The organism is Aerococcus agrisoli, assembly GCF_003797145.1.
Classification (GTDB): Bacteria; Bacillota; Bacilli; order Lactobacillales; family Aerococcaceae; genus Aerococcus; species Aerococcus agrisoli.
Genome location: NZ_RKMG01000005.1, coordinates 82,232 through 95,146 on the forward strand (window position 1 = coordinate 82,232; position 12,915 = coordinate 95,146).

Annotated in this window: 11 protein-coding genes; 3 read left to right on the forward strand and 8 right to left on the reverse strand. The window is 39.1% G+C overall.

Annotation, left to right across the window (positions count from 1 at the left end; genetic code table 11):
• Nucleotides 1–18 precede the first annotated feature (18 nt).
• The 4 genes from coaD to EF384_RS02725 form a co-directional block, all read right to left on the reverse strand.
• A complete protein-coding gene (gene coaD / locus EF384_RS02710) occupies nucleotides 19–519 on the reverse strand; it encodes a pantetheine-phosphate adenylyltransferase (protein ID WP_123779453.1) in 501 nt (166 codons plus the stop codon).
• Nucleotides 519–1,088 (reverse strand): 16S rRNA (guanine(966)-N(2))-methyltransferase RsmD, encoded by a 570-nt coding sequence (rsmD, locus tag EF384_RS02715; protein WP_123779454.1) that lies wholly within the window; start codon nucleotides 1,086–1,088, stop codon nucleotides 519–521. The genes coaD and rsmD overlap by 1 nt, the downstream gene beginning before the upstream one ends.
• 138 nt (nucleotides 1,089–1,226) lie before the next feature.
• The gene (locus EF384_RS02720) at nucleotides 1,227–1,964 is read right to left on the reverse strand and encodes an esterase family protein (RefSeq protein ID WP_123779455.1); all 738 of its coding nucleotides are present in this window, start codon (nucleotides 1,962–1,964) and stop codon (nucleotides 1,227–1,229) included.
• 39 nt (nucleotides 1,965–2,003) lie between these two features.
• On the reverse strand, nucleotides 2,004–3,173 hold the full coding sequence (locus EF384_RS02725) for an ATP-grasp domain-containing protein (protein ID WP_123779456.1): 1,170 nt from the start codon (nucleotides 3,171–3,173) through the stop codon (nucleotides 2,004–2,006).
• A 270-nt stretch (nucleotides 3,174–3,443) separates the two neighbouring features.
• Here EF384_RS02725 and EF384_RS02730 point away from each other — a divergent pair, with 270 nt between their 5' ends.
• Complete coding sequence (locus EF384_RS02730) at nucleotides 3,444–4,085, forward strand: GNAT family N-acetyltransferase (RefSeq protein WP_123779457.1); 642 nt, start codon at nucleotides 3,444–3,446, stop codon at nucleotides 4,083–4,085.
• A gap of 32 nt (nucleotides 4,086–4,117) precedes the next feature.
• Here EF384_RS02730 and EF384_RS02735 read toward each other — a convergent pair whose 3' ends face one another.
• The 4 genes from EF384_RS02735 to EF384_RS02750 form a co-directional block, all read right to left on the reverse strand.
• Nucleotides 4,118–4,948 carry an alpha/beta hydrolase gene (locus EF384_RS02735; RefSeq protein WP_123779458.1) on the reverse strand — a complete coding sequence of 277 codons (831 nt, stop codon included), beginning with the start codon at nucleotides 4,946–4,948 and terminating at the stop codon, nucleotides 4,118–4,120.
• A gap of 161 nt (nucleotides 4,949–5,109) precedes the next feature.
• The gene (locus EF384_RS02740; protein ID WP_123779459.1) at nucleotides 5,110–5,430 is read right to left on the reverse strand and encodes a YlbG family protein; all 321 of its coding nucleotides are present in this window, start codon (nucleotides 5,428–5,430) and stop codon (nucleotides 5,110–5,112) included.
• A gap of 294 nt (nucleotides 5,431–5,724) precedes the next feature.
• Complete coding sequence (locus EF384_RS02745; RefSeq protein ID WP_123779460.1) at nucleotides 5,725–9,153, reverse strand: pyruvate carboxylase; 3,429 nt, start codon at nucleotides 9,151–9,153, stop codon at nucleotides 5,725–5,727.
• Nucleotides 9,154–9,320: 167 nt separating this feature from the next.
• On the reverse strand, nucleotides 9,321–10,658 hold the full coding sequence (locus EF384_RS02750; RefSeq protein WP_233570016.1) for an FtsW/RodA/SpoVE family cell cycle protein: 1,338 nt from the start codon (nucleotides 10,656–10,658) through the stop codon (nucleotides 9,321–9,323).
• 387 nt (nucleotides 10,659–11,045) lie between these two features.
• Here EF384_RS02750 and EF384_RS02755 point away from each other — a divergent pair, with 387 nt between their 5' ends.
• Together EF384_RS02755 and EF384_RS02760 are read left to right on the forward strand one after the other, a co-directional pair.
• Nucleotides 11,046–12,131, forward strand: a complete 1,086-nt coding sequence (locus EF384_RS02755; protein WP_123779461.1) for an ABC transporter permease — start codon at nucleotides 11,046–11,048, stop codon at nucleotides 12,129–12,131.
• Between the two features lie 10 nt (nucleotides 12,132–12,141).
• Nucleotides 12,142–12,870, forward strand: a complete 729-nt coding sequence (locus EF384_RS02760) for an ABC transporter ATP-binding protein (RefSeq protein ID WP_123779462.1) — start codon at nucleotides 12,142–12,144, stop codon at nucleotides 12,868–12,870.
• Nucleotides 12,871–12,915: the final 45 nt, after the last annotated feature.

The following is a 12,915-nucleotide window of genomic DNA, read 5'->3' on the forward strand; positions in this document are numbered from 1 at the left end:
AAGGTGGGAAAGCGCTAATTAATCTTCCATTGCCGCATATTTCGCGATGATGGCTTCGTTCACATTAGCAGGAACCACATCAGAAATATCACCCTTAAAGCGCGCAACTTCCTTGATAATTGAGCTTGAAACAAAGCGGTATTTTTCGCTAGACAACAACAAAACAGTTTCAATATCTGGCGCTTGTGTTTTGTTCATCATGGCAATGTTGGTCTCTTGCTCGAAGTCTGCACTATTACGTAGGCCACGAATCAAAACATTACAACCTAACTCGCGTGCGAAATTAACTGTCAAACCAGATTTCAAGTATAAAACTTCCACATTATCCAAATGTTTCGTCGCTTCTTTAGCCAAAGCCAATTTCTCTTCACCAGTAAATAAGCTCGTCTTAGTTGTATTTGTCGCAACTGCAACATACACAAACTCAAAAATATCCGCCGCACGTTCAATCATATCCACATGACCCATCGTCAATGGATCAAATGAACCTGCATACAAAGCTTTCCCTTTACCTACCATTAAACTTCTTCCTCCATTCGATAAATCACCAAACGTGTAATACCATAAGTCACATCTTTCACCACTTGTAGCGGTCCAAACGCCTCTGGCAACACATCTTCTTTCGACAATTCACATACCAATCGTCCATCAGCTGCAATCCAATTATCTGCTAAAAAGGACTCAATCACATCCACCAGTTGTTGTCCCTTGTAAGGGGGATCAAGAAAGACCAAATCAAATTGTAAGTCCGGCTTTTCTAACCGCAACTGCCCTATAGCCTTCCGGTTATCTCCAGCTTTTAAAGTATACTGGTCCTCAATCCCAACAGCCGCAACATTTTCCTTAATCGTCGCAATAGCTTGGCGGTTCTTTTCAAAACCATAAACCTCAGCTGCACCGCGAGAAATGGCTTCAATCCCTAAAGCACCAGACCCCGCATAAAAGTCCAATACTCGTGTATCTTCATCAAAATAAGGACCGATAATATTAAACAAAGATTCTTTGATTTTATCCGTCGTTGGTCTCGTATTATTTCCTGGCACTGCCTTCAAACGGTGTTTACCGTATTTTCCTGCTATGACGCGCATAGACTAGTCACCCCACGTTATCAATTTGTTCCCATTTTACCATATTTCTAAACCCACGCTACATTGACTTGGCTTATCTGAAGCCAAAGAAAAACGGTCAGAATCGCTTCCAACCGTTTCATCATGTTCATTCAAAGTTTAAAACATTTGTCCTAAGAAGAATGGTAACTGTTTACGCCACCAAATCCAGTCATGTGATACATCTGGACCCCATTCTGCAAACCAAGCTGGTAAATCTTTCAAAGCAAATGCTTCTTTTAATTTGTAATAACCAGGTAAACCATCTTGTTCCCAGTCACCTAAACCAGTCACGACAACAATATCTGCTTGACGTAAATGATCCAAGAACCATGGGTCATCCAAAGTCCAGATATAATCAGCAGGTGAATTGTAGTATACAGATTGGTCATCACCGAAGTCGCCACCAAAGAAGCGTGCATCGTAGACACCTGATAAAGCTAGGCACTTAGAGAATACATCCGGATGTTTCAATTGGAAATTCAAAGCATGGTAAGCCCCCATTGAACAACCAGTTGTCATCATTGGATCAAACCAGCCAGTGTAATGTTTGATAAAAGGAATCGCCTCTTCAATCACATAACGTTCGTATGCATTGTGAGCTTCACTTCGGTCATGTAACGATTTCCCATTGTTTAACCATGACTCTTGGTCATAAGTTGATAAAGTAAAGAATTGAATAATTCCTTCATCTACAAAATATTTGGCAGCTTCTACCATACCGAAATCTGCGAATTCATCTTTTGACCCACCAGAAGATGGGAAAACAACGACCGGCATTCCTGCATGGCCATATCGATTTAGATACATTTCTTGACCAAGTTGTCCTGAGTAATGATTTAAAAATTCTACGTGCATGGGCTTTCCTCCAGTTTATGTCCTTATAGGGGGTAACGATTATTGTTCAACACGTTGGTGGATATAGTTAAATACATCCTCAACTTCTTCTTGTGTATCCGCTAAAATACCATAGAATTGATTACCTTGTAATTCAGCAAACCCATCAGGCATTCGTTTAGAGAAAACAAAACGATTGCCATAGTGGCTACGAATATCTGCATCACTATGTACATACGTGAATTGGTCACGTTGAGATAAGGCAACGCAGTATTGGTTTGGAATATCTGAATGTTCAAACGGTAGGCCTGCTACCACGCGTGCATATTGTTTAAATAAATCAATATGGTTGGCAAAGTTATACATATCAATTGTATAACCACCAGCAACACGGTTATTGTATTCAACAGCCAAGAAGTCATCACCATCTTCAAAGAATTCAATATGGAAGAAACGTTCTTTCATGCCAAACTGTTCAACAATGGCATGACCGTATTTACGTAATTTTTCAGGCATTTGTTTTTGAATGCAGTAACCGAAGTCACCTTGGCGTTTGATGACTTCAAGTGTTGGTTCCTTGTAGTACAAGCCTGTTTCAAAGACAATGTTCCCCTCTTGATCGATTAAACCATCAAAAGATAATAAACGCGCATCCTCGATATATGGTTCAAAGAAGTAAGGTTCTTTCTCATCCCATTCAGCAACAAATTTATCTACATCAGCATCATCAATCAATTTGTAGGTCGCAGAAGATCCTACACCTGAGTTTGGTTTCGCTACAACGGGTAAACCAAGTTCTTTTACCAAACGTTTGACAGCTGTTTTCTTGTTGGCAATTTTACCAGGTACTGTAGGTACACCAGCCTTCTTGAACAATTTCTTCATTTCAGATTTGTATTTTACTTTTTTCAAATCACTTGGTTTGTTACCAGGGATATTAAATTGTTCGCGAATCTCAGCCTCTAAGTTCAACCAATGCTCATTATTTGATTCAATGCGATCGATTTTTCCATGTTTGAAGTATAAATAGGCTACCGCCTTTTTCACTTCATCTACATTCTCTAAATCATTTACTTTGTAGTATTCAGTCAAATCGCTCTTTAAATTCGCAGATAATTGGTCATAAGGTTCTTGTCCAATACCTAAAACCGTAAATCCTTGTTTTTTCAATCGATTTGTAAATAGTTGGAAATTTTCTGGATAAAATGGTGATGTCACGATAAAATTCATGCATTTCCCTCCGCTCTCTATCGTTTTACAAAAATTATTAATTTTTGATTAGAATATCAACTTTATTATAAGCGTTAGCTTGATTAAAAGCAATTCCATTTCGGCTCACGAAAACGTGTTCATCTTTAATGACACAAGCCTACATCCCATTTTAGCACATTTCATCTTATCACTTAAAAATGAATTGCATCATCATAGAGCACCTACTTTTTACGGCGACTTATTTGCACTCTGCCCATACGTTTAATAAAATGGGCTTGGAGGTGTTTTATGACACAAGAATTACGCATTAGACCTATTGAAGCTAGCGACTTTGCCGAGTTACATCGTTTAGACCGACAAGCCTGGTTTCAAGAAAGCTATGAAAAATATCCAGAAGCCACAGATGCCTGTGTCGAACTTGATTTAAACAACGCCTTACAAGACAGTAGTTTTGGTCAGGTAGCAGTCGTTGACGGTCAGGTAGCTGGCCTCATCCTAGCTTCAGCAGATAATGACCAAAAACATATGCGTATGATCATGACGAGTCCACGAGATGCCGTGATTACCTTGAATGCGCAAGCGCCGGAAGTGTCGCATCATTTTTACCAAATCATGCAAGAAGAAAGGGACACTGATAATGCCCTTTACGCTGAAGCTGCAAAATCTGTCGATTATCAAGGTCGCATTGTGCTATTTGTTGTTGATCCAACTTTTCAAGGTTTAGGCATCGGTAGTAAATTATTCCAATCAGCTCTGGACTATTTCCAAAAACAAGCGATTGAAAATTACTATTTGTTTACCGATGAATCCTGTGACTATACTTTTTATGACCATAAAGGTTGGCGCCAAGCTGGGAAAATGACACTATCAAACGATGCAACAGCTGACACTAATGAAACTTTTTCCTACTTTATTTATGATAACCAATAAAAAAATCCACTCAGGCGAGTGGATTTTTTGTGTTACCAACCTTGGCTTAAAAAGCGTAGACAGTCTGGTAAATGCTTGGACCAATATTTTTCCGAGTGTTCGTCCCCATGGAAAATGTTTAAGGATACATTTTCCAAGGCAACCCCTGCTTGAACTACTTGTTGGCTGTATTTTACGGCATCGGAAATGTAGGCTTGTTCTGTATAAGGGCCGATAATCATTTCATCGATCTCGTCGCCCTCTTCCGTGCCACATTCAATATAAATGCGTTGGTTATAAGGAAGCGCTGTTCGGCCAATAAATCGGTCAAAATCGTCGGCAACCGCCCAATTGGTCAAAGAAAAAATGCCCAATCGGCCGATTTGGTCTTTATATGCTGCACCTAAAAATGTTGAAATGGTCGCACCAAATGATGAACCAATCACAGCCGTATGGTCAGCATCCGTTTTGGTTCGGTAGTGACTATCCACAAATTGTTTAACAATTGTCATCACAAATTCAGCATACTCTGCGCCCCTACCCCCACGGCCATTTAAAGTAGGATCATAGGCGCCCTTGATTGTCCAAGGTAGATATTCTAGTGTACGCAAGTCTTCGCCGTTATCGATGCCTACAACGATCATTTGCGGTAGGTCCGGATTACGTTTAATGGCATGTATGGTTTTCCATGAATGTTTAGAAAAAGCTTCTTTTGAGTGAAAAACATTTTGGCCATCTTGCATGTAAACCACTGGATAATGTTTCTCTGGATGTTGATGGTAATCCTTTGGTAATAAGACACGAATGCGTCTTTTTAATTGTGTATACGGCACATCTAATATGTGCTCATGAAGTGCTAAATAAAAAAACGGGCTATGATCCATGCACTTTTCCTCCCAAATATAACTTATACCTTTACTATACTAAAATTTCACCCTACTACCAAGTGAATAATGATGGTATATGTGTTGACCCATGCAAAAATATACATATGAGAAAGCCTGAGACACGGATCTGTCTCAGCCTTCTTTGTTAAATCAGTTCATTAATGCATTTCTACTTCGTTTTGTTCAGCATTGGCGTTTTTAGCTGCCTTCACTTTCTCCACATAGGCATCGAATGTTCCTGTGTAATCAGTTGTCATTGATTGACGAGGAGAAACTTCAACTTCACGTACGAAGTGTAATTTTTCTAAATTGCGTTGCACTTGTTCTGCTTCATGAATATCCGTGTATAAAACGGCATACTTCATTTTCTTAGAAATATAGTAAACAAAGCCATATTTTTGCAATTGTTTTACTTTTTTATTGGAATACATCCACACGATCAATTCTTGACGTGTTTGTTGATTGTCATAAATACTCATATTATCAACGTCCTTTTACAAAGTTCCTATTAATCCTATTGTAACAGGAAAATTGGGAATTTACAGCCCTAAACAGTTTGAAAAAAGGACTGGGTAAAAACTGCCCAGCCCTTCCTCAAATCTAAGTGCTTTGCGTCAAGAGATTTTTATACGCTCAGCTAGCACGAATTTAAAACGTGCTTCACAAAGCAGATTTGACTGCTTTTCAGAAAAATCATTCAATCCCAAAGTGCGGGCTTGATTTCATTTTAATCTAACGGTTCAAATCTGAACGCTTTGTATCACACTCTATTTTTATTCTAATACTAATAATAAGTCGCCAGAGTTTACTTGGTCTCCACTCGTTACAAGTAATTCTTTAACCACTGCTTTACGCGGTGCTTTTAAGGTTGTTTCCATCTTCATGGCTTCAGAGATCAATAGTAATTGACCTTCTTCAATTTCATCCCCTTGTTTCACTTGTACGTCTAAGATAGTACCAGGCATTGTTGCGGCAATATGGTTTGTATTACCGTGATCTGCTTTACGTCTAACGGCTGCAACTGTTTTCGCATTTGCATCGCGCACAATAATTTCACGAGATTGACCGTTCAATTCGAAGAAGACGATACGTTGACCTGTTTCGTCAAGTTCCCCGATTTGGATTAGGCGGATGTATAATACTTTACCTTTTTGAATTTCAACATTCACAGTTTCACCAGTCTTCATTCCGTAGAAGAATGTTGGTGTTGGGATAATTGAAACATCAGAGTAACGTTCTAATTTACGACGGTAATCCACAAATACGTCTGGGTACATAATGTAAGATAATACATCTTTGTCATCTACATCATCGTCTTCCAAGCGTTCGATTAGTTCTTGGCGTTTAGCATCAAAATCAATTGGTGCTAATAATTCACCAGGACGTTTGGTCGTAGCTGTTTCACCTTTTAAGATGATGTCTTGTACATCTTTAGGGAAGCCACCTTCTGGTTGACCAATTTTACCTTTGAATAAATCGTTTACTGATTGTGGGAAGTCGTATTTTTTACCTTCTTCAAAGAATTTTTCAATCGTTAAGTCATTTTGAACCATGAATAATGTCATGTCCCCAACAACTTTTGATGAAGGCGTTACTTTTACGATATCACCAAATAGGAAGTTCACATCATGGTACATTTTCTTGATGTCGTTCCAACGGCTACCTAATCCAACTGATTTTGCTTGTTGTTGTAGGTTTGTATATTGACCACCAGGCATTTCAGTGTCGTAGATTTCTGTTTCTGGGCCTTCTAATCCTGAAGCAAATTCATCATAGTATGAACGAACACCTAACCAGTATTGGTTAATTTTTTCTGCATTTTGGATATGGATATCCGGTTTACGTTCATCGTATTCCATTGCATAGTAAAGTGATTGTAATGATGGTTGAGAAGTTGTTGATGCGAAAGCAGAGCTTGCTACATCAACAATATCAACGCCTGCACGAGATGCTTCAGCGTAAGTCAAGATACCATTACCGGCTGTATCATGTGTATGTAAGTGAATTGGCACATTAACATGTTCTTTTAATTCAGAAATTAAAGCATACGCTGCTTGTGGTTTTAATAAACCAGCCATGTCTTTTACAGCGATGATATCTGCACCCATTGATTCTAGTTCTTTAGCTAGATTTACGTAGTAATTCAATGAGTATTTTGTACGATTAGGATTTAAGATATCCCCTGTGTAACACATAGTAGCTTCAGCAAGTTTACCGGCTTCTTTAACATATTGAAGTGGTTTTTCAATTTGTTTTGTCCAGTTCAATGAGTCGAAGACACGGAATACATCGATACCACTAGCTGCGGCTTGATCGATGAATGCTTTCAATGTGTTATCTGGGTATGATGTATAACCTACAGCATTTGAACCACGGAACAACATTTGTAGCAATGTATTTGGCATCGCTGCACGCAATTGTTCTAGACGGCTCCATGCATCTTCAGTTAGGAAACGGAATGATGCATCAAAGGTAGCGCCACCCCATACTTCTAATGAGAATAAGTTTGGTAAGGCATCTTCCATGATTTTCGCAGGTGTTAACATATCCCGTGTACGCATACGTGTAGCAATCAATGATTGATGGGCATCACGCATTGTTGTATCAGTTAACAATAGCTCTTTAGAGTTGCGGACAAAGTCTTGCACCCCTTTAGCACCATCGCGGTCTAAAATTTGTTTTGCAGTTAGACCTTTGGCAGATACGATTTCGATATCTGGTTTTACAACTGGGTCAAAAATACCTTTTTCTTTTTCAATTCCTGGGAAGCCATTCACAGTGATGTCACCAATGTATTGTAATACCTTGTTACCACGGTCACGGTTACGTCCTTTAGGGAAGTTGAATAATTCAGGTGTGTTATCAATAAATACTGTGTTGGCAGTACCATTTTGGAATACTGGGTGGTTGACAACATTTCTTAGGAAAGGAATATTGTTTTTAACACCACGGACACGGTATTCACGTAATGAACGGTCCATTTTCGCAACAGTATCTTCAAATGTTGTACCATAAGTAATCAATTTAGCAATCATTGAGTCAAAGTATGGGCTAACAACAGTATTTTGGAAACCATTACCAGCATCTAAACGTACACCAAATCCACCTGGAGAACGGTAAGTATTGATTTTACCTGTATCTGGGAAGAAGTTGTTGTTTGGATCTTCAGTCGTTACACGACATTGGATAGCAAAACCGTTTAATGGTAAATCTTCTTGTTTAGGTAGACCAATTTCTTCTAATGTTTCACCAGCTGCGATACGGATTTGTGTTTGGACGATATCCACACCAGTGATTTGTTCAGTAATTGTATGTTCTACTTGGACACGAGGGTTTACTTCAATGAAGTAGAAATCTTCGCCATCAAGTAAAAATTCAACTGTACCAGCATTGGCATAGTCTACAGAATCTAGGAAGTCACGAGCAGAATTACAGATACGGTTACGTAATTCCATTGACATGTTTACTGTTGGTGCAACTTCAACCACTTTTTGGTGACGACGTTGAACTGAACAGTCACGTTCCCATAAATGCATGGTATTTCCTTGTTCATCGGCAATTACTTGCACTTCGATATGTTTTGGTCCTTCTACGTATTTTTCTACGTAAGCTTCACCAGAACCGAATGCTTTTGTTGCTTCTGAAACAGCCATACGGTATTGTTCGGCAACTTCATCTTCTGAACGAACAACACGCATACCACGTCCACCACCACCAAGGGCAGCTTTAATGATAATTGGGTAACCAGCTTCATTACCAAAGGCGATTACTTCTTCAAGGCTGTTTACAGGTCCATCTGAACCTGGAATTAATGGAATATTTGCTTTTTTAGCAGCTTCACGGGCTTTTACTTTATCCCCAAACATATCTAATACTTCATATGATGGACCGATAAATTTAATGCCTTCTTCTTCACAACGACGTGCAAATTCAGTATTTTCTGATAAGAATCCGTAACCAGGGTGAATTGCATCTGCACCTGACTCTTTGGCTACTTGAATAATGGTTTCAATATCTAAGTAAGCAGCTACCGCTTTCTTATCACTTGATAAACGGTAAGATTCATCTGCTTTAAAACGATGCACTGACCCCTCATCTTCTTGAGAATATACGGCTACTGTTTGTATGCCAAGCTCAAAACACGCTCGAAAAATACGAATGGCGATTTCTCCACGATTCGCAACTAAGACTTTGTTAATCATATATTGACTTCCTCTCTTACGTCACTAATTTGCTAGACGCTATGTTTCACTTGCTCATTGTACCATAGATTCAACCGATTTTAATCCCCATTATGAAGAAAAATGATAATTTTCTCATCTTTTTGTAATCTTTTGTTCCTTATAGAGAGACAAAAAGAACGCAAGGTTTAAACCTTACGTTCTTCTTTTTGCAATTTTTCTTGTAATGATGCGCGATACATTTGTTTGTCTGTTCGTAGGATATTTAAGGCAATACCTATCATAATACTTGTTACTAATAAACTTGACCCACCATAAGACATGAATGGGAATGTGACCCCAGTTAAAGGAATCAGGCCTAATACCCCACCTAAGTTAACGAATGCCTGAATTAAGAAATAAGCACCCACACCCAGTAGGATAAGTTGATGATAAGTACGTTTCATTTTTTGCGCGCGGTAAAAAATGTATAAAACCAATCCAAAATATAGGAATAGGATTGCTAGCACGCCCCACATACCAAATTCCTCTCCTACAATTGCCATAATAAAGTCATTATGTGCTTCAGGTAGATAGCCTAATTTTTGGATGGAATTCCCAGCACCTAAACCAAAAATACCACCATTTGCAAAAGCATAATAACCATATACTAATTGCAAACCGGCATCTCGTGCATCTTGGAATGGATCAATAAAAGCAGTAAATCGTTGAATTTGGTAGCTATCAATATGTGATAAATCCACAAAACGGAATAAGAGCACAACCACAAAGTAAATGAAGATTATGCCAAAAACCGTATTACGTAGCCATGAGATTGGTAAACCTGCGTTCAAAATCATTAAGGCAAGTAAGGAACCTAGAATCAACACCCCACCAACATCTGGGAAAGTAAAAATGATGACTAACCAAAATAGTATCGCTCCCAAAGGTAACCAAAATTGTTTGATTAATTCAAATGGATTTTTGGCCTTGACCAAACTGTCTTGAACCTCACGTTTACTTAGAAAATGTGCCACTAAAAGGATCAAAGCTGGTTTGGCAAACTCAACCGGTTGCAGGGATAGTGGTCCTAAAAATAACCAACCTTGCGCCCCATTAATGGCTCTACCAAATTTAGCCGTAACCAGAAGTAGGCTCAAAATAACAACGTATATGAATATCTGCATCCATTTTTTTCGCCAAAATTTAGCATTCATAAGAAAAATAAAAATCAAGGCAATAAAACCAACACCTGCGAACAAGGCTTGTCGCATTAGATAATAATACGTTGGACTACCTTCTGCCGTTGCCCGGTATGACGAAGCCGTCGTTACCATCAACAAACCAACTGCTAATAAAATGATATACAGGATGAATATCACCCCATCCATATCCGCAAATCGCCCTGTTAACCACTGCCAAAAAGCCCGAAATTTTCCTGGTTTACCTTCATCATGGTCGACATGTTTTTCATTTTTTATGAGTTTCTTTTCTTTTATATTCGTTTGTTCAGCTACAGATTGTCCAGTATTTTTTTGGTGACTCACGATAGCCCTCCTTCATACTATGGCTCTTCATGAACCATATCTTATTTCGATTCGCATGTTTTGTATCATCTATATGATGTATTTCTTGCAATTTTTCCACACAAGCTAACTTATGCTTGCATTCGTCCGTCCATTATACCATAATTTGATGTTAACCAAAGGTGTCTTGACAGGTCAATGGTAAAAATTCAATGGATATCTTTGCAGGAGTAAAAGCTATTCAAAAAAATGATGAAAAGCCCTGAAGCATCAAACAAAAAACTTGGATACGCTTCCGTTAAAATACTATCATATTTTTTATTTTTAAGTTATCATTTATTTGATGAAATTACTAAGTTTTTCCATCCTTTTCGTAAAAAATACAGCACCATATAAAGAGGGATTATTATGTTCTTAGCATGGAAAGAAATTACATTCAACAAATCACGTTATGCCCTAATCATAGGCGTACTGGTTCTAGTCTCATACCTCGTGTACTTTTTAACGGGGCAAGCTTACGGTTTATCCCAGGATAATCGGACAAGTATTGATAAATGGTCAGCTGATGCTATTGTATTGAGTGATGAAGCCAACTCAACGATTAATATGTCCATGGTGGAAAGTGATGCTATCGCAGCAATTGAAGGCGCTGATGAAGTTGCTAAACTAGGTCAAATACCTGTCGTCATGACCAGTCAGGCCGATACCGATGAAGAGGAACGAATCACAGCCACTGTATTTGGCATCGAGGCAGATAGTTTTATCGCCCCAAATATCATCGAAGGTCAAACGTTTACGGATGATTTTGAAGTCGTCGCAGATATTTCCCTCCAAGAAGAATTTGACTTACAAATTGGCGATCAACTCCCCCTATCTATTATTGACGAAACCATCACCATAGTTGGTTTTACAGACAATGCCAAATTTAATGTTGCCCCAGTACTATATACGAATTTAGCCACCTTCCAAGCCCTACGCAGTTTAGCCAATCCCAATGCCCCTGACATTGTGAGTGCCTTTGTTGTACGTGCCGAAAATCCCGACAAGATTACACTGACAGACGATAACTTAGCCCTTTACCCGATAGCTGAATTTATCAATAATTTACCCGGATACTCCGCACAAGTTCTAACCTTTTCCTTCATGATTATCTTCTTAATCATCATTGCTTCCATCGTCATCGGCATCTTTATGTATGTGCTGACGGTTCAGAAAATTGATATCTTTGGTGTCATGAAAGCACAAGGAATCCCAACTAGTTTCATAGGTATGTCCGTTGTAGGCCAAACTTTTATCCTAGCAACACTCGGATCAGGAATTGGACTCGGCCTGACCCTAGCATCCGCCTATGTCCTACCTTCAGCCGTACCATTCGCTGTAAATTATGAATATTTTGCCATCATCACTGGCTTAACCATAGGCTTTGCCCTCATCGGCTCGCTCTTCTCAGTACGTGTCATTGCAAAAATCAACCCACTACAAGCCATCGGATAGGAGTGATACCATGTCTGCCATTCAAGCAATCCAAATAACCAAAACATTCGGTCAAGGCCGGAATCGCTTTGAAGCCTTGCAGCCAACAAGCTTTGCCATCGAACAAGGCGAATTCGTAGCCATTATTGGTCCTAGTGGTTCGGGAAAAAGTACCCTGCTCACTATCATGGGTGGCCTTCAGCAACCCGACACGGGTGAAGTCACCATTAACGGTCACCCTTTTTCAACAGAATCCGAACGCAAACGGGGTAAAATCCGTTTCAATGATATAGGTTTCGTTTTACAATCTTCAAATTTAGTACCTTTTTTAACAGTCCTAGACCAACTACAACTCATCAATATTGTACAAAAGGAATCCTTCAACAAACACCAAGCCGAAAGCCTGTTAGAACAGTTAAATATCCTACATTTAAAAGACAAATATCCGAAAGAACTTTCGGGTGGTGAACGCCAACGTGTGGCCATTGCTAAAGCCCTGTTTAATCGACCATCCATCATTTTGGCTGATGAACCTACTGCTAGTTTAGATACACAAAATGCCTTTGATGTCGTCCAAATTTTATCCAAGCAAGCCAAGAATGGCAAAAAAGCCGTCATCATGGTTACCCATGATCAACGCTTAATTGACGCATGTGACAAAGTCTATTACATGGAAGATGGTAATTTACGCTTAGAACGTGGTGTCGATATACATGCTTTAAACCAACTCCACGAAGAATTCCCTATTGATGATAATTAGCATAACAAAAAAATCCCTGGTCCTGTAGAGGCCCCCAAAAGTTAG

Bases quoted from the DNA above. Each gene is read 5' to 3' on its own strand.
- rsmD (WP_123779454.1), bottom strand. From the start codon at position 1,088: ATGCGCGTCATAGCAGGAAAATACGGTAAACACCGTTTGAAGGCAGTG.
- EF384_RS02735 (WP_123779458.1), bottom strand. From the start codon at position 4,948: ATGGATCATAGCCCGTTTTTTTATTTAGCACTTCATGAGCACATATTA.
- EF384_RS02725 (WP_123779456.1), bottom strand. From the start codon at position 3,173: ATGAATTTTATCGTGACATCACCATTTTATCCAGAAAATTTCCAACTA.
- coaD (WP_123779453.1), bottom strand. From the start codon at position 519: ATGGTAGGTAAAGGGAAAGCTTTGTATGCAGGTTCATTTGATCCATTG.
- EF384_RS02720 (WP_123779455.1), bottom strand. From the start codon at position 1,964: ATGCACGTAGAATTTTTAAATCATTACTCAGGACAACTTGGTCAAGAA.
- EF384_RS02740 (WP_123779459.1), bottom strand. From the start codon at position 5,430: ATGAGTATTTATGACAATCAACAAACACGTCAAGAATTGATCGTGTGG.
- EF384_RS02730 (WP_123779457.1), top strand. From the start codon at position 3,444: ATGACACAAGAATTACGCATTAGACCTATTGAAGCTAGCGACTTTGCC.
- EF384_RS02760 (WP_123779462.1), top strand. From the start codon at position 12,142: ATGTCTGCCATTCAAGCAATCCAAATAACCAAAACATTCGGTCAAGGC.
- EF384_RS02745 (WP_123779460.1), bottom strand. From the start codon at position 9,153: ATGATTAACAAAGTCTTAGTTGCGAATCGTGGAGAAATCGCCATTCGT.
- EF384_RS02755 (WP_123779461.1), top strand. From the start codon at position 11,046: ATGTTCTTAGCATGGAAAGAAATTACATTCAACAAATCACGTTATGCC.